Annotated in this window: 29 protein-coding genes, 1 rRNA gene and 1 other annotated feature; of the genes, 13 read left to right on the top strand and 17 right to left on the bottom strand. The window is 51.8% G+C overall.

Annotated elements, in window-relative coordinates:
• The first annotated feature begins 426 nt into the window (after positions 1–426).
• Positions 427–513 (top strand) — a sequence feature (23S ribosomal RNA rRNA prediction is too short).
• Positions 514–690: 177 nt separating this feature from the next.
• Positions 691–806, top strand: a 5S ribosomal RNA gene (rrf, locus tag YERSI8AC_RS00145).
• Between the two features lie 61 nt (positions 807–867).
• Here the strand turns inward: rrf and YERSI8AC_RS00150 are convergent.
• The 4 genes from YERSI8AC_RS00150 to flgA all read right to left on the bottom strand — a co-directional run bounded on the left by YERSI8AC_RS00150 (position 868) and on the right by flgA (position 3,224).
• Positions 868–1,608 (bottom strand): SDR family NAD(P)-dependent oxidoreductase, encoded by a 741-nt coding sequence (locus YERSI8AC_RS00150; protein ID WP_159175882.1) that lies wholly within the window; start codon positions 1,606–1,608, stop codon positions 868–870.
• Between the two features lie 73 nt (positions 1,609–1,681).
• Entirely contained in the window at positions 1,682–2,131 is a 450-nt protein-coding gene (locus YERSI8AC_RS00155; protein ID WP_141440185.1) for a flagella synthesis protein FlgN, read from the bottom strand.
• A 13-nt stretch (positions 2,132–2,144) separates the two neighbouring features.
• Positions 2,145–2,411, bottom strand: coding sequence for a flagellar biosynthesis anti-sigma factor FlgM (flgM, locus tag YERSI8AC_RS00160; RefSeq protein ID WP_039860564.1), 267 nt, complete (start codon positions 2,409–2,411; stop codon positions 2,145–2,147).
• 96 nt (positions 2,412–2,507) lie between these two features.
• Positions 2,508–3,224, bottom strand: coding sequence for a flagellar basal body P-ring formation chaperone FlgA (gene flgA / locus YERSI8AC_RS00165; RefSeq protein WP_009288414.1), 717 nt, complete (start codon positions 3,222–3,224; stop codon positions 2,508–2,510).
• Between the two features lie 203 nt (positions 3,225–3,427).
• Here flgA and flgB point away from each other — a divergent pair, with 203 nt between their 5' ends.
• The 11 genes from flgB to flgL all read left to right on the top strand — a co-directional run bounded on the left by flgB (position 3,428) and on the right by flgL (position 14,242).
• Positions 3,428–3,862: a flagellar basal body rod protein FlgB gene (flgB, locus tag YERSI8AC_RS00170; RefSeq protein WP_159175883.1), complete on the top strand. Its 435-nt coding sequence runs from the start codon at positions 3,428–3,430 to the stop codon at positions 3,860–3,862.
• Between the two features lie 32 nt (positions 3,863–3,894).
• The gene (flgC, locus tag YERSI8AC_RS00175; RefSeq protein ID WP_159175884.1) at positions 3,895–4,305 is read left to right on the top strand and encodes a flagellar basal body rod protein FlgC; all 411 of its coding nucleotides are present in this window, start codon (positions 3,895–3,897) and stop codon (positions 4,303–4,305) included.
• A gap of 3 nt (positions 4,306–4,308) precedes the next feature.
• Positions 4,309–5,004 carry a flagellar hook assembly protein FlgD gene (locus YERSI8AC_RS00180; protein WP_159175885.1) on the top strand — a complete coding sequence of 232 codons (696 nt, stop codon included), beginning with the start codon at positions 4,309–4,311 and terminating at the stop codon, positions 5,002–5,004.
• Between the two features lie 65 nt (positions 5,005–5,069).
• Positions 5,070–6,308, top strand: a complete 1,239-nt coding sequence (gene flgE, locus YERSI8AC_RS00185) for a flagellar hook protein FlgE (RefSeq protein WP_159175886.1) — start codon at positions 5,070–5,072, stop codon at positions 6,306–6,308.
• A gap of 31 nt (positions 6,309–6,339) precedes the next feature.
• Complete coding sequence (gene flgF, locus YERSI8AC_RS00190; protein WP_159175887.1) at positions 6,340–7,098, top strand: flagellar basal-body rod protein FlgF; 759 nt, start codon at positions 6,340–6,342, stop codon at positions 7,096–7,098.
• A 50-nt stretch (positions 7,099–7,148) separates the two neighbouring features.
• On the top strand, positions 7,149–7,931 hold the full coding sequence (flgG, locus tag YERSI8AC_RS00195; protein WP_159175888.1) for a flagellar basal-body rod protein FlgG: 783 nt from the start codon (positions 7,149–7,151) through the stop codon (positions 7,929–7,931).
• Between the two features lie 37 nt (positions 7,932–7,968).
• Positions 7,969–8,658, top strand: a complete 690-nt coding sequence (locus YERSI8AC_RS00200; RefSeq protein ID WP_159175889.1) for a flagellar basal body L-ring protein FlgH — start codon at positions 7,969–7,971, stop codon at positions 8,656–8,658.
• A 168-nt stretch (positions 8,659–8,826) separates the two neighbouring features.
• Positions 8,827–9,894 carry a flagellar basal body P-ring protein FlgI gene (locus YERSI8AC_RS00205; protein WP_236557420.1) on the top strand — a complete coding sequence of 356 codons (1,068 nt, stop codon included), beginning with the start codon at positions 8,827–8,829 and terminating at the stop codon, positions 9,892–9,894.
• Positions 9,894–10,925: a flagellar assembly peptidoglycan hydrolase FlgJ gene (gene flgJ, locus YERSI8AC_RS00210; RefSeq protein ID WP_159175890.1), complete on the top strand. Its 1,032-nt coding sequence runs from the start codon at positions 9,894–9,896 to the stop codon at positions 10,923–10,925. The genes YERSI8AC_RS00205 and flgJ overlap by 1 nt, the downstream gene beginning before the upstream one ends.
• A gap of 73 nt (positions 10,926–10,998) precedes the next feature.
• Positions 10,999–12,942, top strand: a complete 1,944-nt coding sequence (gene flgK / locus YERSI8AC_RS00215; protein ID WP_159175891.1) for a flagellar hook-associated protein FlgK — start codon at positions 10,999–11,001, stop codon at positions 12,940–12,942.
• 16 nt (positions 12,943–12,958) lie between these two features.
• Positions 12,959–14,242, top strand: coding sequence for a flagellar hook-associated protein FlgL (flgL, locus tag YERSI8AC_RS00220; protein WP_159175892.1), 1,284 nt, complete (start codon positions 12,959–12,961; stop codon positions 14,240–14,242).
• 98 nt (positions 14,243–14,340) lie between these two features.
• Here flgL and fliR read toward each other — a convergent pair whose 3' ends face one another.
• The 13 genes from fliR to fliF all read right to left on the bottom strand — a co-directional run bounded on the left by fliR (position 14,341) and on the right by fliF (position 25,943).
• A complete protein-coding gene (gene fliR / locus YERSI8AC_RS00225) occupies positions 14,341–15,132 on the bottom strand; it encodes a flagellar biosynthetic protein FliR (protein WP_159175893.1) in 792 nt (263 codons plus the stop codon).
• A gap of 4 nt (positions 15,133–15,136) precedes the next feature.
• Entirely contained in the window at positions 15,137–15,406 is a 270-nt protein-coding gene (fliQ, locus tag YERSI8AC_RS00230) for a flagellar biosynthesis protein FliQ (protein ID WP_027958744.1), read from the bottom strand.
• Positions 15,407–15,451: 45 nt separating this feature from the next.
• Positions 15,452–16,186: a flagellar type III secretion system pore protein FliP gene (fliP, locus tag YERSI8AC_RS00235; protein WP_051052194.1), complete on the bottom strand. Its 735-nt coding sequence runs from the start codon at positions 16,184–16,186 to the stop codon at positions 15,452–15,454.
• Positions 16,187–16,275: 89 nt separating this feature from the next.
• The gene (gene fliO, locus YERSI8AC_RS00240; RefSeq protein ID WP_027958746.1) at positions 16,276–16,716 is read right to left on the bottom strand and encodes a flagellar biosynthetic protein FliO; all 441 of its coding nucleotides are present in this window, start codon (positions 16,714–16,716) and stop codon (positions 16,276–16,278) included.
• Positions 16,713–17,240, bottom strand: a complete 528-nt coding sequence (gene fliN, locus YERSI8AC_RS00245) for a flagellar motor switch protein FliN (RefSeq protein ID WP_027958747.1) — start codon at positions 17,238–17,240, stop codon at positions 16,713–16,715. Before fliN ends, fliO begins: the two co-directional genes overlap by 4 nt.
• The gene (gene fliM / locus YERSI8AC_RS00250; RefSeq protein ID WP_009288427.1) at positions 17,237–18,292 is read right to left on the bottom strand and encodes a flagellar motor switch protein FliM; all 1,056 of its coding nucleotides are present in this window, start codon (positions 18,290–18,292) and stop codon (positions 17,237–17,239) included. Before fliM ends, fliN begins: the two co-directional genes overlap by 4 nt.
• Positions 18,293–18,313: 21 nt before the next feature.
• Positions 18,314–18,790, bottom strand: coding sequence for a flagellar basal body-associated protein FliL (gene fliL / locus YERSI8AC_RS00255; RefSeq protein WP_009288428.1), 477 nt, complete (start codon positions 18,788–18,790; stop codon positions 18,314–18,316).
• A 180-nt stretch (positions 18,791–18,970) separates the two neighbouring features.
• Positions 18,971–20,512 (bottom strand): flagellar hook-length control protein FliK, encoded by a 1,542-nt coding sequence (locus tag YERSI8AC_RS00260; protein WP_159175894.1) that lies wholly within the window; start codon positions 20,510–20,512, stop codon positions 18,971–18,973.
• 19 nt (positions 20,513–20,531) lie between these two features.
• Positions 20,532–20,984 (bottom strand): flagellar export protein FliJ, encoded by a 453-nt coding sequence (gene fliJ / locus YERSI8AC_RS00265; RefSeq protein WP_027958749.1) that lies wholly within the window; start codon positions 20,982–20,984, stop codon positions 20,532–20,534.
• The gene (gene fliI, locus YERSI8AC_RS00270) at positions 20,981–22,375 is read right to left on the bottom strand and encodes a flagellar protein export ATPase FliI (protein ID WP_141440174.1); all 1,395 of its coding nucleotides are present in this window, start codon (positions 22,373–22,375) and stop codon (positions 20,981–20,983) included. The genes fliJ and fliI overlap by 4 nt, the downstream gene beginning before the upstream one ends.
• 11 nt (positions 22,376–22,386) lie before the next feature.
• Complete coding sequence (locus tag YERSI8AC_RS00275; RefSeq protein ID WP_159175895.1) at positions 22,387–23,160, bottom strand: flagellar assembly protein FliH; 774 nt, start codon at positions 23,158–23,160, stop codon at positions 22,387–22,389.
• On the bottom strand, positions 23,153–24,160 hold the full coding sequence (gene fliG, locus YERSI8AC_RS00280) for a flagellar motor switch protein FliG (RefSeq protein ID WP_027958752.1): 1,008 nt from the start codon (positions 24,158–24,160) through the stop codon (positions 23,153–23,155). Before fliG ends, YERSI8AC_RS00275 begins: the two co-directional genes overlap by 8 nt.
• Positions 24,153–25,943: a flagellar basal-body MS-ring/collar protein FliF gene (gene fliF, locus YERSI8AC_RS00285; RefSeq protein ID WP_159175896.1), complete on the bottom strand. Its 1,791-nt coding sequence runs from the start codon at positions 25,941–25,943 to the stop codon at positions 24,153–24,155. Before fliF ends, fliG begins: the two co-directional genes overlap by 8 nt.
• Positions 25,944–26,198: 255 nt before the next feature.
• Here fliF and fliE point away from each other — a divergent pair, with 255 nt between their 5' ends.
• Complete coding sequence (fliE, locus tag YERSI8AC_RS00290) at positions 26,199–26,531, top strand: flagellar hook-basal body complex protein FliE (protein ID WP_039860567.1); 333 nt, start codon at positions 26,199–26,201, stop codon at positions 26,529–26,531.
• Positions 26,532–26,538: the final 7 nt, after the last annotated feature.

Genomic DNA, 26,538 nt, shown 5'->3' on the forward strand with positions numbered 1-26,538 from the left:
GTCAGGTTTGCATCGAAAACAACGCCCTTGACAACCACCAGGAAATGCGTAGAATACGCCTTCCTCGCTGAGGCAAGCCAGTTCAACGGCAAGCCGTGTGGCCCAGTTGGTTTATTAGCTAGCCACCGCAGCGAAACAGCTCTTTAACAATTTGATCAGGTAATTCATGTGGGCGCTTGCTGATGTTGGTGATAAATCACCCAATATCAAGGCAAGCGGTCATGAAAACGTAAGTTTGAATGAATTCGTTTGAACCTTGAGCCAAGTTTGATCCGCTTTTGTTGCCCTCGGGTGACATGTAAGGATCACATAGATCTTAAACTGAAGAGTTTGATCATGGCTCAGATTGAACGCTGGCGGCAGGCCTAACACATGCAAGTCGAGCGGTAACAGNAAGATGAGACATCCCTGAGGCCTAGAGCCTCCTGAAGGGCCCAGCGAGACCAGCTGGTTGATAGGCACGGTGTGGAAGCGCTGCAAGGCGTTGAGCTAACGTGTACTAATGGCCCGTGAGGCTTGACCCTATAACACCCAAGGGGTCTGGTCGCGATGATGACGTCAATGAAAACCGGATACGCAGCGTGTGGCCCAAGCGACATAACGCCAGGGCGGCAGGCGATGAGACGCACACAATTGAGCAAGCAACGCTAGAAAGCCTGCTCGTCAGCATGATGTACATTAACAGTTACGCCTGACGACCATAGCATGCGTGAACCACCTGATCCCTTGCCGAACTCAGAAGTGAAACCGCTTAGCGCCGATGGTAGTGTGGGGTCTCCCCATGCGAGAGTAGGTCATCGTCAGGCACTTATTATGAAAAATCCCTCAGGGCTGATGCCTTGGGGGATTTTTTTTTTGCGTAACACCTCACCAGTCGATAGATTTGCCATCCCAGGCCCAGAAGGTTCCACTATCTTCGGGCGTTCGCTGAGAGATGACTGCCAGCAGCTTCTCTGCTACAAATGCGGGTGCAAATAGCTTTTCGCTAGGTACTCGGTTTTGAAAAGGTTTAGAGAGGGCTGTGTCGGTGGTGCCAGGATGAAGACAAAGCACTAGCGATTGCTTATTCAGCCGCTTGAGCTCAATGGATGCTGTCTTAAGCAGCATGTTATGCGCTGCTTTGCTGGCACGATAGCTGTACCAGCCTCCTAACTGATTATCTTCGATTGAGCCAACGCGAGCCGAAAGGCTGGCAATCACTGCAGGGTGTGACCCTTTGAAAGAGTCTTTCAGTGCCGCTAGCAATAAAATTGGCACATAGGCATTGATGTTCATTGTTTGTGCAAGGCTTTCGACATTAAGCTGGTCGAGGCACTTCTCGGGCAAGAGTCGTTGCGCGTCATCATGAAGGGTGCCGATGGCATTGAAAAAGAAGTGGATTGGCTGCGAGGCTAGTTCTGTTTTAAGCGCCTGCCGGCCCTGCTCTTGAGAAACATCGAGCATTAGGTGTGTAAGATGGGGGTTGTCAATTCGTGGTGGCTGCCGGCTTACCGCAATAACATGGCCGACCTGAGAGGAAGAGAGTAGCTGATTAATAATAGCAGCACCTATTCCCCCCGAGGCGCCTACAACCACCGCTGTATAATGATGAGGCAATAAATTGAACATGATCGTCTTTTGATTTGCCGCTGAGAGTGGGTTTTCATTGAAACGTCATGCTGATGGCTTGTCGAGGGAGGTATCAGGCGGAAGCGTTGATTCTGCCGGGTTGGGCGCTGTTGCGTCCATCAGGCTTATAGAGTGTTTTTTCAGCGATTTGACGAATATAATCAAGCATTGCCTGATTATGCTTCATTCGTACGGACAACATCTGGCCCGTTAGCTCATTCATACGCGCGGCTCGCTCGCTTTTTTCAAGCAAGCTTTCCCAAGCTGCCAGGCAGCCGGCATCATGAGCTGCCGCTCTGGCGCCGTTTGCGCCTTCGGCATAACCAAGACGTTTTTGCACATTGCGCCGCACAGTCTCAATGCGCTCGAGTTCGGCCAATAAAGACTGTTTGTCTAGTGCAACTTGCGATAATGCATCACCGTCAATATCACCTTGCGTCAATAAATTTTGCTCGCTGGACAACAACGAAATTAACGCCTCAAGGCGCTGTTGCTGGTCGGTAAGCAAGGATGCAAGGCTCATTTACAGCGTCCCTTTATAGATCTTTAAGATTGGCAATTAAGCCCTCGGCGATACGGTCGGCGCGCATTTCAAGGCGACCTTCACGTATAGCATCGCGAATTTCTTCAACTTTAGCAGTATCGACGTCCTGAGATTCATCGATACTTGATTGGCTCAGTTGAGTCGATTCGCGAGCTGCGCCGCCCGGTGCGACGGGTGATACGCTATCAGCCTTTTGCGTTTCATCACGCTGCTGGGCTTGGCTTGAGCGTAATAGCGAATTAATGTTATCAATTTTCACGTTGTCTGCCTCATCGTCAACGTCGATGCGCTTGGCGCTTAGTGTAGCTTGTATAACAGTATATCGGCAGCATTGGGCCTAACTTTAGGCTGCGAATTAAAAATCCACGACCAAAATACCACGCTCGGCGACACGAGCAGTCATGATTTCTCGTGGGCCAAAACGAACTCTAATTTGCTCACCAAGAGCACCATCTTCCAATGCTTCGCCTTCGCGTGAAACTCGGAAGGCAGAACCTTGAGCTATGACAGTAACGCGCTGTCCGCGTTCAACTAAATGAGGCGCTTGTAAGTAATGCGCTAAAAAGACACTACCACTACGAATAGGACGCTGAGCTATTTTACCCACGATATCCTCTTCAGCTGTCAAAGCCTGAGCTGAGAGATCGCCGAGATTGCCCCCGCGTTCGCTAAGCATGCTTGATGTAATCAGTGTACCTCGCTCAATATCCCTGGCTGCCACCACATAATCACCAATGACATCAATCTGCGCCTGCAAATAGCGAACTTGCCGGCCATCTTCACCGCAACGCACCCCAACGGAAACGCGGCCCAAGGGTGCTTGATTGGCGTTGGCCAAAAAAGGTTCTGGCTGAACGCACTCTGGCAAATGCGGAGAGGGTGGTCGTAGGTCAATGACCACTTCCTCGCCTAATGCCTGTGTCTCTTCGTACAAAAATTGATGCACTTGTTGGAGAAGATTGTCGTCATCAGCTTGAATCCTGGTGAAGGCAGTAACGCTTAGGATTGCCCAGAAGAAGGCTAATTGCCAAAAGCGAAGCGTGCTTGGCTTAGTAAAGCGCAGTCGGAGCATGGGGAGGCCGCTTACTTGGGAGCTGAAGAAGAAGGAACGTAACGAGGAGAATCCATCGTTCAGTGTAGCGAAAAGGTAGTAGCCGTATCACGCGAAATGCTGGTGGAAACGCCAGCTGTTCCATGCTTTAGGCTGACAGCTCCAGACGTATTCTTCATCATCAACAAAATCCATTTTATTTTTTGCCTCACGCGAGGGTCGGCATGATTGATCAACTGGAATCTGCCTTTAATTTTCATCAGCAAGCAGTAGGGTTACGTCAAGCGCGTCACGAGGTGTTAGCGGCTAATATCGCCAATGCCGATACGCCTAACTATAAGGCGCGTGACATTGACTTTGCTAGTGAGCTGAAAAAAGCAGTCGAAGGTACTCAGAGTGCATCTAGCCATACCGGAGGCGGTCTGACTTTAGCGCGCACTTCTGGTAACCATATTGCTGGAGAAGGCCCTGCATGGCGTGGAGCGGGCAACCCCGATTTGCTTTACCGCATTCCCGACCAGCCCAGTTTGGATGGAAATACGGTCGATATGGATCGTGAGCGCACGCAGTTTGCAGATAACGCTGTTCGTTATCAAGTCGGCCTCACGATGCTCAACAGCCGTATTCAGGGGCTGAAGAATGCCATGCAGCCCGAATGATTCTGTCTAAATTAGTGAGGAGTTAATCCACGATGTCGATGTTCTCTGCGTTTGATATTGCCGGGTCGGCAATGAGTGCCCAATCCCAGCGCATGAATGTTACTGCTAGCAATATGGCCAATGCCGACAGCGTTGCCGGGCCCGATGGTGAAACCTATCGAGCCAAGCAGGTGATGTTTGAGACCCAGTCACAAGGTAACCGCTATGGCGTTGGCGGTGTGCGCGTCACCGAGGTAGTGGAAGATGACTCACCTCTGCGGATGGAGTACATGCCCAACCACCCGGCGGCAGATGAAGAGGGTTATGTGGCAAAGCCCAACGTTGAGCCAGTGCATGAGATGGTCAATATGATTTCTGCCTCGCGTTCCTATCAAGCCAACATTGAAGTATTTAATACCAGCAAGCAGATGTTGATGCAGACGCTGTCGCTAGGTGAGGGGTAACCGATGAGTAGTACTATTGATTCTAGCTTAGTAGACAAAATAAATGGCGGTGGTGCCAATGGCCTCTCTGCCCGCCAGTCTGATGAGCTGCGTGAAAGCTTTATGACGTTGCTAATTACACAGCTGGAGAATCAGGATCCGCTCAATCCGATGGAAAATGCGGAGATGACCTCCCAGTTAGCGCAAATTAACACCGTTAGCGGCATTGAAGAGTTAAATAGCACGCTGCAAGGCATTACCAGCCAGATGGATGCCAATCAGGCTCTGCAGGCGAGCGGTCTAATTGGCAAGGGTGTCATGGTGCCCGGTAAGGATGTGTTGCTGGAGCAAGATAGCGACGGGAACACGTATACAACACCTTTTGGCATAGAGTTGACCGAACCTGCAGCGAATGTTAAAGCGATAATCGTCGGTGACGGTGGCCAAGTCATTAGGCGTCTTGATCTGGAGTCGCTAGATGCGGGCGTCCACTCATTCGACTGGGGTGGTTTAAATGACCAGAAAGAAGCAGTTGCCAGCGGCCGGTATACGGTGCAGTTAGAGGCGACTGATGCTGAAGGTGAAAAAATTGAATCCACTGCCTTGCAATACGCGGTAGTTAATCGGGTTACGCCGAATGATGGCAGTGGCAGCGTTCGACTGGATTTAGGCGCTATTTATGGCCAAATCAGCCTGAATGACGTTAAACAAATTCTTTAACTGCTGGCTAAACACAGTCATAAACCACAGCATTTGATTACACACAGCTTTATTAGGGGAGCATCATGAGTTTTTCACAAGCACTCAGTGGTCTAAGCGCACAGCAACAAAAATTAGGTGCGGTGGGTAATAATATTGCCAACTCGCAGACGGTTGGTTTTAAAAGTTCTGGCGTCCAGTTCGCTGATGTATATGCTGAGTCGCGTATTGGACTTGGTGTTCGTACCTCTACGGTGCTGCAGAATTTTAGCCAAGGTAATGTGGAATCCACTAATCGCAATATGGATCTAGCCATTGCGGGCGAAGGCTTCTTCCGCTTTCAGCAGTCCAACGGTGAAGTGGGTTATTCCCGCAATGGCCAACTGACCATGACTGCTGATGGACGTCTAGTGAATGCCCAAGGTGCTCAGATCATGGGTTATGCAGCCAACGCCGACGGTGTTGTTCAGGCGGGTGGTGATGTAAACCCTTTAACGGTAGAAGCTGATGACTTACCTGCAAACGCTACTACTGAGCTAAACGTGTCGTTGAATTTAGACTCGGGGGAGGGCGAGTTGGTTGCTCCTACCGAAGCGGAAATTTTGGCAGGCTTAGATTCGGATGATTACTCCTATTCAACCAATGCCACAATTTATGACTCTCAAGGTAATGCGCGTAATCTGACCTACTATTTTACTAAAACTGATGCAGCAACTAACCAGTGGGATGTCAGTCTTAGAATGTCAGGTGGGCCTGAGGGCGCTGGAACCTACGCTGTTGCAGGGCTTACGACGCTTGATTTTGATGCCAGCGGTAGGCTTGAAGGTGGTGAGCAAGCTACATTTACGTTTACAGCAGATGAGTTCGATGGAACTCAGCTTGAGAATCTTGAAGTTGCCGTGGATTTCACTGGCTCATCACAATCTGCCAATAACTCTACAGTTAATAATATTGAACAAGATGGCTACACGGCGGGTTCTCTTGTAGGCGTTACTATCGAAGATGATGGTACCGTCATGCGTAATTATTCTAACGAAGAGTCGCGTGCTGCGGGTCAAATAGCATTGGTTAGCTTCCGTAATCCTGAAGGCTTAAAGCCTGATGGTGATAACCTGTGGACGGCTACCGGCGCTTCGGGCCAAGAGCTGGTGGGCGCACCCGGTACCGGTCAGCGAGGCTTAATTGAGCCAAGTGCAGTTGAAACATCCAATGTCGATATGGCTCGTGAGCTAGTCGATATGATCGTTGCGCAGCGCGCTTATCAGGCTAACTCACAAACGATCAGTACCCAGGACGAGCTCCTGCAGACCATCATTAACCTTTAATGATCGGTCATTTAGGTAAGGAGTCAGTACCGTGGATCGAATGATCTATACCGCCATGAGCGGTGCTAAGCACACCATGGATCAGCAGTCGGTGGTGAGTAACAACCTGTCGAATGTGAGCACTACCGGTTTTCGTGGGCAGCTACAGGCTGCCCGAGCGGTGCCCGTTCAGGGTGAAGCTCTGCTTGCCACGCGTACCTCAGCGGTGACCACCACGCCTGGCAGTGATTTTTCCCAGGGCCCGGTCGAGTATACCGGGCGCACGCTTGATGTCGCTATGCAGGACGACGCATGGATGGCCGTGCAAGCGAATGACGGTACTGAAACCTATACACGGCGTGGCGATCTGCAGATAGACAGTGACGGAGTACTGCTCAGCGTTGGGCGACCGGTGATGGGCGAAGGTGGCCCCATTGCTATCCCGCAAGGGGCGCAAGTATCGATTGGTGCCGACGGGACGATTAGTGCCATTCCCGAAGGTGTAGGGCCGGAAGCGCTGGTCGAGGTAGGCCGAATTAAGCTGGTGACGCCTGAAGAGGGAGCGTTAACGCGTGGTGAGGACGGGCTCTTCCGTGCGCCTCCTAATGAAGAAGGTGAGCCAGGGGCCTTGCCTGCCGATGAAAATGCCAAGTTGGTGAGTGGTGCACTGGAAGGCAGTAATGTCAGCGCTGTCGATGCTATGGTCTCAATGATCGATGTGGCACGCCGCTATGATATGCAGATGAAAGTGCTGAGCACCGCTGACGAAAACGCTCAGCGCGCCAACGGGATTCTATCCATTCAAGGTTGATGTTGGCCACTCAGTGCTGATGTGAGTCAGTCGGTCAAGGGAGCATAATTATGATTAAGTCCTTATGGACAGCTAAAACGGGTTTGGAGTCTCAGCAAACCAAGTTAGACGTGATTTCGAACAACCTAGCTAACGTAAGCACCAATGGTTTCAAACGCTCACGTCCGGTGTTTGAAGATCTGCTATACCAAAATATGCGTCAACCCGGCGCTCAAAATAATATCCAAGATCGGCTGCCGTCCGGCATGCAGGTGGGCACCGGCGTACGTGCCGTGGCCACTGAGCGTTTGCATACCCAAGGTGGGCTAGAGCAGACTGAAAATTCGCGCGACCTCGCGATCAATGGCGAAGGTTTCTTTCAGGTGTTGATGTCAGATGGTACGACTGCCTATACACGTGACGGCAGTTTTCAGCTTAATGAGAATGGCCAAATGGTCACTGCCAATGGCTACCCTGTTGAGCCTGCCATTTTCTTACCGGCCAATGCGTTGTCGGTAAATGTTGGTGAAGATGGCACGGTGAGCGTACGCCAGCCAGGCGTTACAGTTGATAATGAGGTGGGGCAAATCAGCGTCAGTACCTTTATTAATCCAGCCGGTCTACAAAGTATTGGTGGCAACCTCTATCTAGAGACGGGAGCCTCAGGCGCACCCAATGAGAATATACCGGGTATGAATGGTGCGGGGCGGCTGTTCCAAGGCTATGTGGAAACGTCTAACGTCAATGTCGTTGAAGAGATGGTCAATATGATTCAGACCCAGCGAGCCTATGAAATTAATAGCAAAGCGGTGTCCACTAGCGATGAAATGTTGGCACGCTTAAGCCAGTTATAACGGTTGTTACTCACCGGGCTTACTTATAGGTTGCGTTATGCTGGAGTTGCACCACATGTCACGTCGTATTGCGCTAGCAGGACTGGTGCTTTTTTTATTGGTTGTAGCCGGCTGCGCTCAAGTTCCAAGAGCTTCAGTGGTGGGTGAGCAAGAGCAGATCAGCATTGTTGATCGCCCGCCACCCATCCCCAATGGCTCTATTTACCAGGCTAGGCAAGGTTATCAGCCACTTTTTGAAGATCGTCGGCCGCGCGCCATGGGCGACATCTTGACCATTGTGTTGGATGAGGAGGTCAGTGCGAGCAAAAATTCGCAATCCAATGCAGGGCGTAGCGGTAGCGCTAGCCTGGAGTTAACACAGTTGCCTGATGTCCTTGATACGCTTGCAGAATATGGCTTTGATATTTCAGGTGAAAACGACTTTACCGGTAGTGGTGGGTCGCAGGCCAATAACTCCTTTACCGGTACTATCACGGTTTCGGTGTTAGAAGTAATGAATAACGGCAATTTACGTGTGCGTGGCGAGAAGCAAATTGCCATTAATCAGGGAACTGAGTTTATTCGTTTTTCCGGCGTGGTTAACCCACGTACGATTACCGCTCAAAATACCGTTCCTTCCACTCAAGTAGCGGATGCGCGAATTGAGTATGTCGGTGACGGCTATATTAATGAAGCGCAGCACATGGGTTGGCTACAACGTTTCTTCTTGAACGTCTCGCCGTTCTAGCTCTATGGGGAGCCATCAATGACAGAGCTACGCCAGGCAGGCCCTTCAATGGCAGGTCGACCAATGAACGCGGGACAGCGGGTTATCGTGATGCGGTTAAGAAATGTGTGGATTAATTGTCGGCAAGCCATCAACGCTTGGCTTATTCAACTGACCACCTTAGTGCTAATGTGCGCGCTAGCTTTGCCTGCTCAGGCAGAAAGCGTTCGGGAACTGGCGAGCTTTGCCGGCGTTCGAGATAACCAATTGGTAGGCTACGGCTTGGTCGTCGGCCTTGACAGTACCGGCGACCAAACGACCCAGGCGCCCTTTACCAGCCAAAGCCTGACCAACATGTTGTCCCAGCTTGGGGTGACCGTGCCTGCAGGCACGAACTTGCAACTGCGCAACGTAGCTGCGGTGATGGTGACCGCTGATCTCCCGCCGTTCTCAAGGCCGGGCCAGCGTCTAGATATAGTTGTTTCGTCGATAGCCAACGCACGCAGCTTGCGCGGCGGCACGCTGTTGATGACACCTTTAAAGGGGGCCGATGGTGATACCTATGCCATTGCCCAGGGCAACATGCTCGTGGGCGGCGCTGGCGCCCAAGCGGGTGGCAGTAGTGTGCAAATCAATCAGCAGGCATCGGGGCGTATTCCCAATGGCGCACTGGTTGAGAAGGAAGTGCCGCTTAACCTAGGTGGCAATGGTGGCATGCTTGAATTACAGCTTAACGACTCTGATTTTGGCACCGTTCAGCGCATGGTAACGGCGATCAATAACGAGTTTGGCCAGTCGGTGGCATATGCACGTAATGGCCGAGTAATCGCCCTGGACGGTCCTACTGATGATAATGCGCGGGTCAACTTTATGGCGCGCATTGAAAACGTTCAGGTCACACCAACGGAGGCTCCGGCACGCGTTGTGCTGAACTCACGTACCGGTTCGGTAGTGATGAACAGTGCCGTCACTCTGCAGGAAGCAGCCGTAGCTCACGGCAGTCTGTCGATCATGATTGATACTCAGTTTGGCGTTAGCCAGCCGAATCCGTTTGGCGAGGGCGAGACAGTTGTGGTGCCCGACGCAGATATTGATATTGAGCAGCAAGAGGCTTATCTGCAAATCGTAGAGGGTGCCCAGCTCAACGAAGTGGTCAATGCATTGAATGCGTTAGGCGCTACCCCTCAAGACTTGATGTCGATTCTGGAGGCGTTAAAAGCATCGGGATCGCTACGTGCAGAACTGGAGGTCATTTAATGAGCGCGAGTGATATGACCAGCCAGTTTGCCCTGGACATGAACGGTTTTCAGCGGCTCCAACACACTGCACGCGTCGACCCTGAGGCTGGCGTGGGTGGCGCAGCCCAGCAGTTTGAAGCGCTATTTATTCAGATGATGATGAAGAGTATGCGCGACGCGACACCCAGTTCAGGACTAATGAACAGTAGTGCGACGGATACCTATCAATCAATGCTGGATCAACAGTGGTCACAGGTGATGGCTTCGCGTGGAATGGGCCTTGCGGATGTGCTTGTTGAGCAACTGGAGCGCCAAGGAGCCATCTCTAAGGCGCGGCCAGATGCGGATCAAGAGTTACAAGCACTGATAGCAGGCATCCCTCGTGGCACCCCGCGTGTGCTTGACGGTTCATTCGCGGCTAATCCTGACACGATTGAAACCCAGCGTGAGCAGGGCAGCGGTCGATTCTTAGCCGAGCTAGAGGCCATTCGCCAAGGCGTCGAGAAGGGGAATGCGGTAGATGAGTCTGCGTTAAACCCGCGAGCGCAAACGACGGCTTCTGCTCACGTAGATCAATTTATTCAAACGTTAGCGGCACCCGCCCAAGCGGCCAGTGAGTCCACCGGCGTTCCTGCTGAACTCATTTTAGCCCAGGCGGCGCTAGAAACAGGCTGGGGACGGCACGAAATCGCGACTCGCAATGGCAACAATAGTCATAACCTGTTTGGTATCAAAGCCGGTAGTCATTGGCAGGGTGAAACCACCGATATTGTGACTCATGAATATATTAATGGGCGGCGAACGCAGGTGGTTGACACCTTCCGTGTTTATGACTCGTTTGAACACGCTTTTACTGATTATGCCAGCCTAATCGGCAATAACCCTCGCTATGCTGGGGTTGTTCAAGCACCCTCCGCTGAGCAGGCCGCGCGTGAGTTGCAGGCAGGTGGGTATGCGACTGATCCGCTCTACGCTGAAAAGTTAGTCGCAGTGATGAATACCATGGGGCCGCTTAACGCTGAGGGAAATTTCCTGGCTGACGCTCGCTAGCCCTTTCCTCAAGTTTTTCTGTGCAGCGCCGATAATTGAATTAGTGATAGGTATCGGCCTAAGGAATTGAACCATGAGCATGTTTTCGATCGGCTTAAGCGGCCTCAATGCCGCGCAGAATGCCCTGAATACAAGCAGTAATAATATTAGTAATGTCTATACGCCTGGCTATAACCGAGAGTTGGCCCAGTTGGGTGAGGGGCGTGTAGGTGGCGGGGTTCGTGTCAATGATATCGAGCGCCAGTTCAATACGTACGTAGCTGATCAGTTAAATAGTGCAAAAACTCAGTCAAGTGCCTTAAACACTTACTATAGTCAGGTAACGCAAATCGATAACCTGCTGGCTGATCGCGCGGCAGGCTTAGCCCCTCTGATGCAGAATTTTTTCTCATCGCTAGAAGACCTGGCGGCCTCACCCTCTGACCCAGCGGCTCGCCAGGGCGTGCTTGGCCAAGCTAATACGCTGAGTTCACAGTTCCGCTCCTTTGATGGCTACCTGCAAGATATGCAGGGTAATATTAATGGCCAGATCAAAGATGAAATTACCCAGATTAATAACACCACCGAGCAGATTGCTGGTTTAAATAAAGAGATTGCTTTGGCTCGCGCTCGGAGTGGGGAGGCACCCAATAGCCTGCTCAACCAGCGCGATCAATTGGTATCAGAGCTTAATGAGCGTATGGATTTGCGCCTTAATATTCAGGATGGCAAAACCTACAATATTAGCCTGCCCAATGGTCAGCCGCTGGTGACAGGAACCAATTCGTTCCAACTAGAAGCAGTTCAAGCGGATTATGACCCTCAGCGCACGGTGGTGGGGTATCGGGATGGTGGTGGTAACGTCGTTCAGTTAGATGAGTCGACGATAACAGGCGGGGCATTGGGGGGCTTGATGTCCTTCCGTTCAGAAACCTTAGATAAGACGCAGAACCAAATTGGTCAACTGGCTGTGTCGTTGGCGACTGCTTTCAATGAACAGCATAAGCAAGGTGTAGATCTTAACGGTGACCAGGGCGAAGACTTCTTTGCAGTGCGCGCCCCGCAAACGTATGCCGATAAGAATAATAGCTTACCCGCCGTCAATATCACTAGCGCTGAATTTAACCCCGATCAAGTTGATGCCCTGAGGGCAACTGACTATACCGTCAGTTTTGAGGCTGGTGAGCCCGTGGTTACCCGTAAAGACAATGGGCAGGTTGTAGATTTTGATCAAGACGCCTGGGATGACGATGGCGAATTAAATTTTGGTGGTGTCAGCATTGAGTTCAGCGGTGTGCCGCAAGATGGTGATCGCTTTGAAATTCAGCCGGTACGGCGCGCCGCCAATGGTATGGATACTAATATCGCTGACGTAGACAAGATTGCTGCAGGTGACGCAGGTTTTATTAATGTAGGAAATAACACGGGTAACTCGTTTGAACGTGAGGGTGATTTAAACGTTAGCGATTTGGGTATATCTTCAGACGCTTTTGCGGATAACAGAAAATATCAATTTGAGGTAGATTCGGACGGTAGCCTGACGCTGACTCCGGCAGTGAATATAATGGTTAACGGTACCAATGTTGATGCATCAGACTTATCTGACGTTGAGTTGGAAGCGGGCGATGAGATTGAAGTTGATGGTATCAGCTTTACGGTTGACGCCCTTCCTGATGCAGGTGAAACATCATCATTAACCGTTAGCCAGACTATTTTTACCAGTGGCGATAACCGTAATGCTTTAGCGCTGCAAGACCTGCAGTCCCAATCTATTGTCGGTGCTAGCGCAACGGTCACCGGTGCATATGCATCCATAGTCAGCGATGTTGGTAACCGAACCAACATTACAGAAGTTAATTTGGATGCTCGTCAAGGCCTTACCGATCAATTGCGTGCCGTACAGCAATCAGAGTCTGGAGTTAATCTAGACGAAGAAGCTGCTAATTTGATCCGTTACCAACAGTACTATCAGGCCAATGCGCGTGTGATTGACACCGCAGGTACGCTGATGGACACCATCTTGAACCTGCGCGGTTAATTCGGGAGCTTAAGTGATGCGTATTAGTACCGTTACCATGTTTGAGCAAAGCACGGCGTCCATGAACCGCCAACAAAGTGACCTGATGAGGGTCAGTCAGCAGATTGCCAGCGGCCGACGTGTGGTTAACCCGTCCGACGACCCACAGGCCGCCTCGCGGGCGATTGGCGTTGATCAGGCAAAGGCGGTTACTGAACAATTTTCAGATTCTCGCGTATCCGCCCGTAATTCGCTGTCGCAGACTGAAAATATTATCAATAGCGTTAGTGATGCAATAACAAGTGCCAAAGGATTGTTGATTCAGGCGTCTAGCGACACGCTAACTAGCGAAAACCGCGAGTCCATCGCCAGCGAGCTTAAAGGCGTTTATGAGACACTGATAGGCCAAGCGAATTCTACCGATGGTAACGGTCGTTATTTGTTTGGTGGTTATAAAGATAATACTCCACCCTTTGTGAAGTCTGCTGACGGTAGTGTGGAATATAGAGGCGATACGAATACACGCGAACAGCGTGTAGATTCTACGCGCTTGATACCGGTAGCTGATAATGGCGTGACTATCTTCCAAAGTGTACCCAGCGGTGCTGGATATGTAGCAGAAGCAAAGAAAGAAGATGGCACTCTGAATCAAGGTAATGTGACATTTCGCGGGCCCCAAACTCTTGACGTCAATGACGCTGATTACGGTAGTGATTACCGTGTCAGTTTTGATGGAACTGCTGCTGATCCAACATATCAGGTTCAACGATTTGATAATGAAACGGATACTTGGGTGGACAACGACACGGATGGGGCAGCATTAAGCTCTGGCAACTGGACAGATGATATTAGCGAAGAGGGTTCTCTCTCATTAGAGTTCGGTGGCTTATCGATTAGCCTTGAAGGTACACCTGCGCCGGATGATGAAATACTGGTTGCTAAATCAGGGGGTGATGTTCGTGGTGCCGACCTGTTTCGCACTATGGAAGAAGCCATTCGCGTATTAGAAAACCCTGCTGATAATGCCACCAAAAAAGCCGATCAGCGTAATACTTTGAATACTGCTATGCGCGATCTGGACAATAGTTTGGATAATGTTCTAACCGTGCGCGCTTCCGCTGGGGCGCGTTTGAATGAGCTTGATGTTATCGATTCGGTAAGCAGTAATCGAATGCTGAACTACGATCAAACGCTATCGGATTTAGTCGATCTGGATTACACTGAGGCAATATCTGAGTATAGTTTGCGACAAGTTGGTATGCAGGCAGCACAAAAAGCGTTTGTAGATATTAAAGGCTTATCGTTGTTTAACTATATGTAGTGTAGCTCAATTATTACGGCACCTTATCGCTTGCGTGTCGCGGAGTTCTGCTTATTCCCTTGTTTTTATGGCTAAAACGTCATGAAAACAGGGGAATTTTAGTTTAAGGGCGCCATCGTTTCGATTAACGTCTGCATAAACCCTAGGCCTTGCGTAAACAACCGCTGTAGAAAGCGGTTAATGTCGGTCATGAGCACCATCATTAATATTAGCCCCACGATAAGAGAGGTAGGAAAGCCGATATTGAAGACGGTGAGCTGGGGGGCAGAACGGTTCAGTATGCCCAGTGCCAGGTTGATGGTCAGCAGGGAGCCCACCAGCGGTAGCGCCAATAACATTCCCGACGCAAAAATCGTGCCCGCATAACGAGATAACAAAATAAACGCATCTGGGTTGAATGTCCCAATGCCAATGGGCAACGTTTGGAAGCTCATAATCAAGGTTTCAAGCACCATTAGATGACCATTCATGGCCAAAAACATGAGCAGAGTGATCATGTAGAGAATGCGCGAGAGCACCATAATATTGGTACCACTCGATGCATCAAAAAAGCTCGCAAACGCTAGGCCCATCTGCAGACCGATAAAATCCCCTGCGGCTTGAACGACAGCGAACATGATATGCATGACGAGGCCCATCGCTAAGCCAATTAGGATCTGTTCGATCATGACCCCGATCCCCGCCCATGACATGATGGCAATATCTGGCATGGCCGGTAAAATCGGCGCAATAACAATGGCAATTAGGGCGGCCAGGCCCACTTTGGCTTGGTTGGGAACGCTGGAGTGTCCCCATAGAGGCGACGCTGCCATGAAAGCAGTAATGCGCGCAAACGGCCATAAAAAAGCCACTAACCACCCTTGCAGCTGTGCGAAAGTGACTTCCACCATAGCGCTACATCACCATGCTGGGGATATTAGTAAATAGGCGGTGAGTAAAATCGGTAATTAAGCCAATCAGCCATGGGCCTGCTAATACCAGCACCGCGAACACAGCCAGAATTTTAGGAATAAAGGTTAGTGTCATTTCATTTATCTGAGTCGCGGCTTGGAACAAGCTGATGATAAGGCCGGTGAATAGCGCCGCCAAAAGCATGGGGCCAGCAAGCAGAAGCGTTACTCGCATTCCTTGATAAGCAATGCTCATCACCATCTCGGGTGTCATAGCTGGGTTCCTGTGGGCTGTATAAACAATGTGCGGTATAAAGCGTTATATCATGTAAAAGCTTTCTGCCATTGAGCCAATAATAAGCTGCCAACCATCCACTAAAATGAACAGCATCAGTTTAAAAGGTAATGAGATAGTGATGGGCGGAACCATCATCATCCCCAATGCCATCAATGTGCTGGCCACCACGAGGTCAATGATCAAAAACGGAATGAAAATGGTAAAGCCGATTTGAAAGGCCGTTTTTAGTTCACTGGTGACAAAGGCGGGCAGCAAGACACGCATTGGCAGTTCTTCCGGGCCTTGCATGGGGCCCACATCGGCTAGGCGAACAAACAGTGCCAGATCCGGCTCTCGGGTTTGAGCGAGCATAAATTCCCGAAATGGATCCTGAGCCAGCAGTAAAAACTCTTCAAAATTTATCGTCTCATTAGTCAGCGGCACCCAGGCGTTGTCATATACCTGGGCCAATACGGGTGACATGATAAAAAAAGTTAAAAACAGCGCTATCCCTAACAGCACTTGGTTGGGCGGCGTTGCCTGGGTGCCCATCGCTGTCCGCAACAGGCTAAGCACAATGATGATACGAGTGAAGCTCGTCATCATCAGCAGCATGGAGGGCAAAAACGCTAGAGAACTTAGGAAAAGCAGGGTTTGCAGCGACAATGACCACTGCTGGCCCCCGTCATCAAGCGGCTGAGAAATAATGCCGGGAATCTGTTGTGCATGCACAGGGCTGGCTATAAAACACGCGACAGCAAACACAAGCCACATCATGAACGGTTTAGCCGTTTTGCTATTCAAAACATGGCTCTTCAAAAAAAGGTTCTTCAAAACACAGGGCCAAAAAAGGTGCATCCGGTACCTCATGGCGTCTGATGTGGATCGGTGGGCGCAGACGAGTCGCGACGGCCTGCGGCTAGCGCTTTGGATAAACGACGCGCAAAGCGTGAGGAAGGCGGAGCTGATGCGGTTGGCGGGCGCTCTTCAGGGGCCGGGCGCTCGTGGAGTTTAGTAATTCGGCCACCTCCCACTCCAACAACCAACCAGGTATCTTCTACTTCAACAATCACGATACGCTCACGATTTCCCACAGCCGTACTGCCCACAATGCGCAGGTGGGCGCCATGGCGAGTGGTATGGTTGCTCCAGCGCTTTAAAAGCGCTGTACAGATTAAAATGATCGCAATAACGAGAGCTAAAGCCGCGGCAGTCTTGCCCAAAACGGCCATCCCTACCAATGCCTCGCCACCGTTACCTAGTGCATCGAGCGAACCATTCTGCGCCGAAGAGGTTGCAACGCTCATCGGTTCAATTTATGAATACGTTCAGAAGGCGTGATGATTTCAGTAATCCGAATGCCGTACTTATCTTCGATCACAACAACTTCGCCTTGAGCAATCAAGTAGCCGTTAATCAAGATATCCATCGGCTCTCCGGCGAGTCCTTCAAGCTCAATAACAGACCCTTGTGCCAACTCCAGTAACTGCTTAATAGTTAGCTTTGTACGGCCGAGTTCCACGGTGAGCTTCACCGGGATATCCATGATCATCTCAAGCTCACGCGCCTGGGAAGAGCCGCTGTCTGGGCTCAACGGACGGAAGATATCCTCACTTGCCGCTTTCGCTGCAGGTGCTTTGGGCTCTTCTGGGGCAGCAGCTGTCTCTTCTTCGCTCTCTTCAGCAGCTTCTTGTTCCGCCATTGCGGCTGCCCAAGGATCTTCCTCTTCGCTGGCAGCATCGGCGCTGGAGGTGGGTTCTTCTTGCTCGGACATGGCATCCGCCCAATCGTCGTCAGAGACGTTCTGATCAGGCTTATTGGGATCAGTCATGCTTTGGATTCCTTGGCTTTCTGTCGCGTAGACCCTTTAATGAAGTCCTTGGACGATGCATTATTCATAGCGGCATGGTCAATCATATGTAACACACGCAGTGCATGCTGTTGACGTTGACTTCCGTACTCGCACTCCATGACGGGCACCCCGTCAACGCTTGCGGTGATTGAACTTGGAATGTCTAACGGCAGCACGTCGCCTTTTTTCAATCCCATCACATGGGCGATACGGCTGGGTATCTGAGCAAATTCAGCGACTAGCTCCACTTCCGACTGACGCAGCTCACTTGCCATTCGGCGTGACCAACTGCCGTCTTGGTCGTGATTGCTGTCATTAATTGGGTTAGCTAGTAAGTCGCGTAGCGGCTCAATCATGGCGTACGGCATGCATATCTGAAAATTGCTAGATAGGTTGCCCACTTCAATGTTGAACTTGGTGTTCACCACAATTTCATTGGGTGAGTTGGTAATGTTGGCAAACTTTGATTGCACTTCTGAGCGTAAAAAACTGACATCCAGCGGATAAACGACTTTCCAGGCCTCTTGGTATGCCTCAATAGCGAGATTGAGCAGGCGCTGGATAATACGCTGTTCAGTATTAGTGAACTCCCGGCCGTCCGATTTAGTGACAAAACGACCGTCACCACCGAAAAGGTTATCCACCACCATAAAAACGAGATTGGGGGGGAATACGACGAGTGCTGAACCCCGCAGTGGCTTCATCGACACAATGTTCAGGTTGGTAGGCACGGGAACATTACGTGAGAACTCGCTAAAGCTTTGATAGCGAACTGACTCGACGGTAATGTCCGCGCTACGCCGCAGTAGGTTAAACAGGCCAGTACGAAAATAGCGCGCAAAGCGCTCGTTGATAAAATCAAGCGCATGCAAACGCTCACGAATAACGCGATGCTGGGTCGACGGATCGTAAGGGCGAACCCGGGCCTCATCTGACGCATGGGAAGACGAAGCCGATGGCTCATCGTCTCCACTAACGCCCTTTAGCAGGGCATCTATTTCTTCCTGGGACAGTAGATCGTCCTGTGACATGAACGGCTCCAGTTCCCGAGGTTATTGCACAATAAATTCGGTGAATAAAACTTCACGCAAATCAAGTGGCGGCTGATTCTCCGTCAGCGGGACGTTGAGTCGATCAACAATCGCTTGTGCAAGCTGCTGCTTACCTTCCGGGGAAGTAAGTTCATCAGCCTGCTTGCCGGATAGCAGCATCAGCAAACGGCTGCGCACTTGAGGCATATGCTCTTCTAGAATGGTTTTACTCTCTTCATCACCCACACGAAGAGTCACGCCTGTATAGAGCAAGCGTGAACCATAACTGTCATCGGCAAGATTGACGGTAAAGGGTTCAATACGCATAAAAATAGGCGGCTCGCGCTCCATCGCTTGCTGCATCTCAGCGTCTTCTGAACCGTCATCACGCTGATCCATTACCATATAAATAGCTGCCGCTGCGCCTGCTGACGACAGCAAGACCAGGATGATCATTATCCAGAGCAGTTTTTTTGACCCGCCGCTTTTTTCTGCCATTTGCGATTCCTGTGAACTCCATGCGTATCACTAGCAATGTATTATGCCTAAAGCGCATGCTGGTGATGAAATGAACAGGCTTATTTGGCAAGCCTATCTTTTGGTTTAGCTATTTCACGTACGTATTTATGAGCGTATTAATCGACGTAGTTCTAGAATGGTCATGCACTCTGTCAATGCTTAGGCGTATAGATCGACCCGCCCATCCAGTCTTAGCGGGCTGCGCTCGGTGCTTTGGGTAAGTGATTCATCCAAGCCTATATCGCCGTTGCCGCTCCCAGCCTCGGCACCCTGTTTGCCGCCTGATTGAGCAAAAGCCTGCTCGTTGGGGTCACGCTGTTCGCCAACCGATGTCTCGCCTAGCGAAATGCCTTGCTCAGCCAGCGCTTCCCTCAGCTGGGGAATCGCTTGTTCGAGCACTTGGCGTACCTGGGCATGGGCGGACAAAAAGTGCGCTTGCGCCCCCTGTTCACCAAACTTCAGGGAGATAGACAGCGGCCCTAATTCTGCAGGGTTTAATTGCATCTGAACGTGCTGTTCGCCACCACGCTGTGAAATCTGTACTAACTGCTGGCTCAACTGTTGTGGCCAGGCGGGGCTGTTGACAGGTGTCGCTAAAGTGGCCGCTGTCGGTGTGACATTGGGCGAAAAGCCTTGGGTAGATTGCGATGTAGCTAACGGACTGCTGCCGGTATTTAACGATAATCCAGTAAGTAAGTGCTCACTGCTTGGGCTTGCTTTCGAAGCCCCGTCTCCTGTCAATAGAGCGGACATTAGGGCTTCGCTGCTGATCTGGGTGGCTGCAGTGGGGGAGTTAATCTGCTGAGCTGCATTACCAGTGTTCATTTGAGCAAAGAAAGTATCAGGTTGTGGCCTTAGGGCTGCCTGGAGCTCGGCAACAGGCGAGCGGACATTGGTTAACTGAGCCGACTCTGCTGATTGGGGGGAGGCACTTTGTAGCTGACCAGCCAGCGCATTTAGCGCGGAGGCAAGCTGTGCTGCTTCCGTTTGACTAATATTTAACTGCTCAGCGACGACCTTCAGCTCTGCTGGGACGATAGGCTGCGCAGCATCCGTTTGATTAATATTTAACTGATCGGCAATGGCTTCCAGCGCGGCTGGGTCGATAGACTGCCCAGGCCCACTTTTATCCATACTTAGATACTGGGCAATTGTCTTGAGTCCCTTGGAATCGACCAGCTGTGCCGCTTCCGATTGACTAATATTTAACTGTTCAGCGATTGCTTCCAGCGTGGCTGGGGCAGCGGGTGAAGCCAACTCAGGCCTGTTTTCCGTAAAAGATGCCATTAGCGCGAGACGGCCGGCAATTTCGTCAAGGGGAGTCGATGCTTCTCCAGCATCTAGACCTAGCGTTTCTAGGCTGACCTCTGAGCTTGGCTGTTGCAACTGAGCCAATAATTCAGACAAATCGCGCTCACTGACATCCAGTCCCAGGGTTTGCAGGACTTCGTGCAAATTTTCTACATCGTCAGCTGATGCATCCGACAAAAGAGAGCTGAGTTCATTTAGCTGAGCTTGCGATCGCGGCGTATGAGAAGCAGCAGCTTCACTGAAAGCAGACGCTGATAATCGCTGAGTGCCAGACGCTTGCAACAGCGTTTGATGAAATACGCCCTTAGCTGTGTCTTGTTGGCCGAAAGTGCCTTGAGACTGCGTCTGAGGCGAATTTTGGTTGACCGAAAGCAACTGGTGAATGTTCATGTTCAGTTCCCTGGCCCCGCTAATGCGGAGTGTCGTTATGCTGACGAGCCGCGCGGCTTGTCACCAAGTCATCGTTAGTTTTTTGTTCATGACGTTCACTGCGGCGGTGCTCTTCAAGTAGTCGACGCGACGCCAGTGTATCGTAGGAAGAGAGCTTTCGCTGCTCTTGTTGCCAGTTCTTTTTACTCTGTTCAACGCTTGCCTGTTGAGACGCTAACGCTTGTCGAGCGCGGCTTAGGGCCGCGTCCAAAGAGGCTAAGAACTGCTGATAGTTGTACATAGTGGCAGGGTCAATGCCGTCACGCATCGCTTTCTGTAAGCGCTCAGCGTACTCCGCCCGATAGCTCAGTAGCGACTGTAACTGAGCGGTCGTTTGTTGCTCCGTTTGTCGCTCTTGTGCCAGTACTTTACCCGCTTGGTCGCGGGCGCCTCTGGCTAGGTCGGTTAACATTTCAAGCTGGGAAGTACTCATGCGCGTCCTCCTACCAGTGCGTGTAGCGCTTGGCGAGCATCGGCAAGCGTTGCACACTCATCAATATTCTGTTGAAGGAAGTTTTCCAACGAGGGAAAGCGTTTCACTGCTTCGTCGAGCTGTGGATCATGGCCAGGGCTGTAGGCCCCTACGCTGATCAGATCCCGGTTACGCTGGTAGCGTGAGAATAGTTGCTTGAAAACCCGCGCCTCCTGAAGCTGGTCTGCTGAGGCGATGGAGGTCATTGCTCGGCTAATTGAAGCTTCAATATCGATGGCCGGATAATGACCTGCTTCCGCTAGCGTTCTCGACAGCACGATATGCCCGTCTAGAATGGCGCGAGCAGAATCGGCAATAGGATCTTGTTGATCATCGCCCTCGGTTAGCACGGTATAAAACGCCGTAATGGAACCACCACCACGCTCAGCATTACCTGCGCGCTCCACTAAGCCGGGCAGCTTTGCAAAAACCGAAGGCGGATAACCTTTAGTAGCGGGTGGCTCACCAATGGCCAGGGCAATTTCCCGCTGTGCCATGGCGTACCGGGTTAACGAATCCATGATCAGCAGGACATCGCGACCTTCGTCACGAAAACCTTCTGCCAGGCGAGTCGCATACGCGGCACCCTGTAAGCGCTGTAGCGGTGAGGTATCAGCGGGGGCGGCGACGACAACAGCACGCCGTCGACCCTCAGGGCCCAAAATGTTATCGATAAAGTCTTGTACTTCACGGCCCCGCTCACCAATCAAGCCCACCACAATGACATCGGCCTTGGTGTAGCGTGCCATCATGCCTAGCAATACTGACTTGCCCACACCGGAGCCTGCAAATAGCCCCATACGCTGACCGCGACCTACGCAAAGCAGCGCATTAATAGCGCGAATGCCTACGTCAATTTGCGCATCAATTGGCGCGCGAGAAAGCGGATTAAGCGGCGGCGAGCTGAGTGTTGCTCGAGGTATCTCATCGATGCCCTCCCGATCATCAAGCGGATTGCCATTGCCATCCAGTACCCGGCCCAGCAGACTATCGCCCATAGGGAAGCGGCGGGCACTGTTGTTGCCGCTTTCATCAAGAGGCGCGACGCGAGCGCCAGGCATTAGCCCTATGACCTCTTCCAAGGGCATCAGGAATAGCTTATCACCAGAAAAGCCGACGACTTCCGCTTCGGCATGCCTATCGCTGTCGGACAAGCGACCGTCGCTGCCCGGCAATTCAATCCGACAGGCGCTACCTACGGCGACACGTAGCCCAACCACTTCAATCACCATTCCCGTCGCACGAATGACGCGGCCGTTATTGCGGTAGCGAGGCAGATGGCTAACACGCTGCTGCGTGCGTCGCAATGCCTTATTCCAGCGATGTTGATGGGGACAGGTGGTGTCTGCCATAGCGTATCCGCCTAGGATGAAGGGACGTTAGAGGAGGGTGGAGAATTGAGACCGCGTTTGCGCGATTGGGCTTGAATAGCGTGCCAACGGCTTTCAAAGGTTGCGTCAATTTCACCCTGAGCACTGGTTACCCGGCACCCGCCACGGGCCAGTTGGTCATCAGGCTGGAGCTTCCAATTGGCGGCTCTGAGCTCATTACCCAAGTGCTCCTCTACTAAAGCGTGATCATCGGGGTTAAGCCAAAGACGTTGCTGGCCTACCAAGGGAGGCTCGGTGTGCAGAAGCTCGCGGACAATGGCCAAAACTTGTTCAGGTGTGTCCTGTAGGGCATCGCTAGCAAGTTGTTTGCCGGTGGCCAGTGCTAACTCAACCAGGTCGTAGGCGATGGTGTCATCAAGGCGTTCAAGCGCATTTGAAAACTGTTTGCCCAGTGTTTCCAGCGGCGCAACGGTCTTGTGGATTTGTGCTTCTAGCTCTTTTTTGGCCTGTTCGGCAGCGTCTGCTAACCCCTTTTCCAACCCCTCTTTGCGACCCTGCTCAAAGCCTGCGTCATAGCCCTCTTTTTCGGCTTGCTGACGAATACGCTCGTGCAGTGCCTGGCGCTCATCCTCTTCACGTTGGCGTGCCAGTTCAGCCGCTTTTTGTGCCGCCTGTACTTTGCGTTGATGGGCCGTGGGTACCTCGCCCTTTGAGGCATGGCTACTCTTCGTGGACGCCAGTTCTTCCATTTGCCAGCGGCGCCAATCGCCATGGCGATCAAATTTCGGCGAGTGAGTATTAGACATACTCGTCGTCTCCACCTGCCAAGACGATTTCACCAGAATCAGCTAAGCGCCTAACGACCTGCAATATAGCCTTCTGCTCGGTTTCCACCTGAGAGACGCGGATCGGGCCGCGGGCTTCCATATCTTCACGAACTAAATCGGCAGCGCGCTGTGACATATTACGCAGGAATTTGTCCACCAAGGCGTCCTGAGCCCCTTTAAGGGCCACCACCAGCGAGTTGGTATCGACTTCTTGGAGCACCATTTGAATAGCGCGGTTGTCGAGGTCGAGCAGATTCTCGAACAAGAACATTTCGTCGATAATTTTCTGAGCCAAATCCTCACTGTGCGCACGCACGGTCTCGATGGCGGTCTCTTCTTGGGAGGAGTTCATCAAGTTGAGGATCTCGGCCGCGGTTCTTACGCCGCCCATTTTGCTGCGCTTGAGGTTCTGACCGTCCAGCATGCTAGTGAGTACTTCGGTCAGCTCTTGCAGTGCGGCGGGCTGAACGCCGCTGAAAGTAGCGATACGAAGAACCACGTCATTGCGCAGTTTTTCCTCGAATAGCTCAAGGATGTCGGAGGCTTGATGACGATCCAGGTGAACTAGAATGGTTGCGATAATTTGCGGGTGCTCGTCGCGAATGAGTTCGGCCACCATGGAGGCTTCCATGAGGTTAAGCGCGTCAATGCCCGAATTATTGCCAGTGGTCTCTAGAATATCTTCAATCAGACTCGTCGCGCGTTCGCTGCCCAGTGCTTTGGTCAGCACTGAGCGAATGTGATCGCTGGAGTTAAGATTAAGCGCTACAAACTCTTCGGTCTCTTTATGGAATGCTTCGAGCACCGCCTTCATGTCGTCATGGGAGACCTGGTTCAGCCGGGCCATCTCCATACTGATTTCTTGCACTTCCGCAGCGCCGAGGTATTTAAAGACCTCAGCGGCACTGTCTTCATCTAGTGCAAGCAATAAGATGGCGCTCTTGCGAGCCCCGTTCATTTCAGCAATTGAACTACTCATTGGCATTCATCCAGCTACGAATGATCATCGCGACCATGCGGGGGTCTTCTTGAGCCATTTCACGCAGGTCATTGAGGTTATGCTCATAGAGTGAGGTTTTACGCCGACGCTTCGGCTTGGCGTAGGTCTCATCGCTCTCGCCTGATGGCTCTTCGCCTTCTTCGTCATCATCTTCACCGCCTACGCTGGCGGCCAGCGTGCCGCCGGGCGTTGCTGCCGCCATAACCGGTGTTTGGGTATAGCGTTTAATTAAGGGGCGCAAAATCAGCAGGTAGAGCAATAGAATCGCCAGGGCAACCAATAGGTAGCGACCTACCTTGCCAGCCAGTGACAGAACGCTGGGATCTTTCCACCATTCGACCTCCGCGGTTTCCTCGACACTGCGCGCGAAGGGAGAGTTGACGACCTCCACTTCATCGCCTCGCAGTTGCGAGAAGCCCATTGCTTGACGAACTAGACGCTCAATCTGGGCAATTTCTTCATCGGTTAGCGCAACGTCGACCCACTCGCCTTCATCGTTCATTTCCGAACGGTAGTTTACGACCACCGCGGCGGATAGCCGCTCTATCTGACCAAGGCGATGCTGGACATGCTCAATGCTGCGATCAACTTCGTAGTTGATGACGTCATCCTGACGCAAGTTGCGCAACGCTTCGGGGGGCACATCCTCTTGCTGATTAGCATCCTCTTCCTCGCCCTCCGGCTGGTTGATGGGGGAGGGCAGTGTGCCTGGCGGCGTGTTGCTCAGCGCGCCTGGAATGCCGGTGGCCAATGGGTCTTCACCGTCAAATGTAAGGCTTAGCTGGCGGCTACGTACGGCTGCTTCGTTGGGGGGTTGATTGGGCCCGTAGCGTTCAGAGGTCTGCTCGCGTCGAGAGAAGTCGATTTGCGCTGCAACCTGGGCGCGCACATTATCACGACCCAAGATGGGCGTTAGAATATGCTCAATACGCTGCTGGTAAGAGCGCTCAACCTCGACAATATATTCAAGCTGTGAACCATCCAGGTCATTACCGTTGCTTGTCTCGGCAGACAGCAGTCGGCCATCCTGATTAACCACCGTGACATCTTCAGCGGCTAGGTCAGGCACGCTGCCCGAAACCATATGAACGATCGCGCTGACCTGACCTTCACCTAAAACCCGGCCTGGTAGAAGAGTCATCACAACGGATGCTTTAGCTGGCTCACGGTCGCGAATAAAGACTGATGGCTTGGCCATGGAGAGGTGCACTCTCACGCTTTCCACCGGCCCCAGCGATTCGATTGAGCGCGCAAGCTCACCTTCAAGACCTCGCTGGTAATTAATTTGCTCGGCAAACTGGCTAATCCCAAATGCCTGGCTGTCCATTAGTTCAAGGCCAAGGTTGCCCCCGCGGGGTAACCCCTGCTCAGCAAGCTGCAGGCGCAGTGTGTGGACTTGATCACTAGGCACCATTAATGCCTGGCCACCTTCGCTGAACTGGTAAGGAATGCCGCGGGTATCGAGCTCATTGATGATGCTGCCACCATCAGCTTCGCTTAGGTTGCTATACAGCACGCGGTACTCAGGGCTACTGGCCCACATAAATAGAGCCGCCACAATAGCAATTGAGGCGGCGCCTGCGATAAGCAGTGCGACTAGCGGATTGCCACGCAGCTGTTTCAGCGTACGCTCAAAAGCTGAGCCGCTGGTGTCGCGTTCGGTATTTCCACTACCGTTGCTTCCACTATTGATATTTCCACTGCGGGGAGCGGCTTGATTCGTACTGTTTTGACGGCCTGCCGTTGCACCGGTTTCGCTCATGCGACCCTCCAGAGGGGCAGGCAAAACTGGTGTCGGCCCAGGCGCATCACCAAAGAAGGCATAGGCTATATCCGTCGATCGCGGTTATCCGCCAAAAAGATGAGGCGGAATTGTGATGACAGTCATTATCCGGTGACTAGTCGAGCATAAAGGAACGATAAGCTTCGCTTTTTATGCGCATTTGTCCGTATGAGGCGGGGCGCTTTGGTGTTAGGCTTTTTGCATTAGATATTTTTTGCGAATTGAGGTGAGCGTATGAGTACTCCCGCAATACAGGCTGCGCTACAGCAGATGCAAGGCATGGCGACTCAAGCGGCATCCACGCAGCCCCTTAGTGGTGCGCAGGCGTCAGCGGCTGTCGGGCAGGGCGGTTTTGGTGGTGAGCTGCAGGCCTCGATTCAGCGCATTAACCGACTTCAGCAGACGGCTAACAGTCAGGCGATGGCTTTTCAGGCGGGTGATCCTGATTTGCAGCTCAATGACGTGATGGTTGACATGCAGAAGGCCAGCGTTGCGTTTCAAATGGGGCTTCAGGTTCGCAATCGTTTGGTATCTGCATATCGTGATGTTATGAACATGCAAGTGTAGGGTTGTC

Origin of the sequence: Halomonas sp. 113 (assembly GCF_904067645.1) — a bacterium.
Lineage (GTDB): Bacteria > Pseudomonadota > Gammaproteobacteria > Pseudomonadales > Halomonadaceae > Vreelandella > Vreelandella titanicae.

Coding starts and splice junctions, on each gene's coding strand:
- flgE (WP_159175886.1), top strand. CDS start 5,070: ATGAGTTTTTCACAAGCACTCAGTGGTCTAAGCGCACAGCAACAAAAA.
- fliM (WP_009288427.1), bottom strand. CDS start 18,292: ATGTCACAGGACGATCTACTGTCCCAGGAAGAAATAGATGCCCTGCTA.
- fliL (WP_009288428.1), bottom strand. CDS start 18,790: ATGGCAGAAAAAAGCGGCGGGTCAAAAAAACTGCTCTGGATAATGATC.
- fliQ (WP_027958744.1), bottom strand. CDS start 15,406: ATGACACCCGAGATGGTGATGAGCATTGCTTATCAAGGAATGCGAGTA.
- fliN (WP_027958747.1), bottom strand. CDS start 17,240: ATGACTGATCCCAATAAGCCTGATCAGAACGTCTCTGACGACGATTGG.
- YERSI8AC_RS00275 (WP_159175895.1), bottom strand. CDS start 23,160: ATGTCTAATACTCACTCGCCGAAATTTGATCGCCATGGCGATTGGCGC.
- flgK (WP_159175891.1), top strand. CDS start 10,999: ATGAGCATGTTTTCGATCGGCTTAAGCGGCCTCAATGCCGCGCAGAAT.
- flgA (WP_009288414.1), bottom strand. CDS start 3,224: ATGCTCCGACTGCGCTTTACTAAGCCAAGCACGCTTCGCTTTTGGCAA.
- fliP (WP_051052194.1), bottom strand. CDS start 16,186: ATGATGTGGCTTGTGTTTGCTGTCGCGTGTTTTATAGCCAGCCCTGTG.
- fliF (WP_159175896.1), bottom strand. CDS start 25,943: ATGAGCGAAACCGGTGCAACGGCAGGCCGTCAAAACAGTACGAATCAA.
- fliI (WP_141440174.1), bottom strand. CDS start 22,375: ATGGCAGACACCACCTGTCCCCATCAACATCGCTGGAATAAGGCATTG.
- fliE (WP_039860567.1), top strand. CDS start 26,199: ATGAGTACTCCCGCAATACAGGCTGCGCTACAGCAGATGCAAGGCATG.
- YERSI8AC_RS00155 (WP_141440185.1), bottom strand. CDS start 2,131: ATGAGCCTTGCATCCTTGCTTACCGACCAGCAACAGCGCCTTGAGGCG.
- YERSI8AC_RS00150 (WP_159175882.1), bottom strand. CDS start 1,608: ATGTTCAATTTATTGCCTCATCATTATACAGCGGTGGTTGTAGGCGCC.
- fliG (WP_027958752.1), bottom strand. CDS start 24,160: ATGAGTAGTTCAATTGCTGAAATGAACGGGGCTCGCAAGAGCGCCATC.
- YERSI8AC_RS00180 (WP_159175885.1), top strand. CDS start 4,309: ATGAGTAGTACTATTGATTCTAGCTTAGTAGACAAAATAAATGGCGGT.
- flgC (WP_159175884.1), top strand. CDS start 3,895: ATGTCGATGTTCTCTGCGTTTGATATTGCCGGGTCGGCAATGAGTGCC.
- flgL (WP_159175892.1), top strand. CDS start 12,959: ATGCGTATTAGTACCGTTACCATGTTTGAGCAAAGCACGGCGTCCATG.
- flgG (WP_159175888.1), top strand. CDS start 7,149: ATGATTAAGTCCTTATGGACAGCTAAAACGGGTTTGGAGTCTCAGCAA.
- YERSI8AC_RS00205 (WP_236557420.1), top strand. CDS start 8,827: ATGTGCGCGCTAGCTTTGCCTGCTCAGGCAGAAAGCGTTCGGGAACTG.
- flgJ (WP_159175890.1), top strand. CDS start 9,894: ATGAGCGCGAGTGATATGACCAGCCAGTTTGCCCTGGACATGAACGGT.
- YERSI8AC_RS00200 (WP_159175889.1), top strand. CDS start 7,969: ATGCTGGAGTTGCACCACATGTCACGTCGTATTGCGCTAGCAGGACTG.
- YERSI8AC_RS00260 (WP_159175894.1), bottom strand. CDS start 20,512: ATGAACATTCACCAGTTGCTTTCGGTCAACCAAAATTCGCCTCAGACG.
- fliO (WP_027958746.1), bottom strand. CDS start 16,716: ATGAGCGTTGCAACCTCTTCGGCGCAGAATGGTTCGCTCGATGCACTA.
- fliJ (WP_027958749.1), bottom strand. CDS start 20,984: ATGAGTACTTCCCAGCTTGAAATGTTAACCGACCTAGCCAGAGGCGCC.
- flgB (WP_159175883.1), top strand. CDS start 3,428: ATGATTGATCAACTGGAATCTGCCTTTAATTTTCATCAGCAAGCAGTA.
- fliR (WP_159175893.1), bottom strand. CDS start 15,132: ATGGTGGAAGTCACTTTCGCACAGCTGCAAGGGTGGTTAGTGGCTTTT.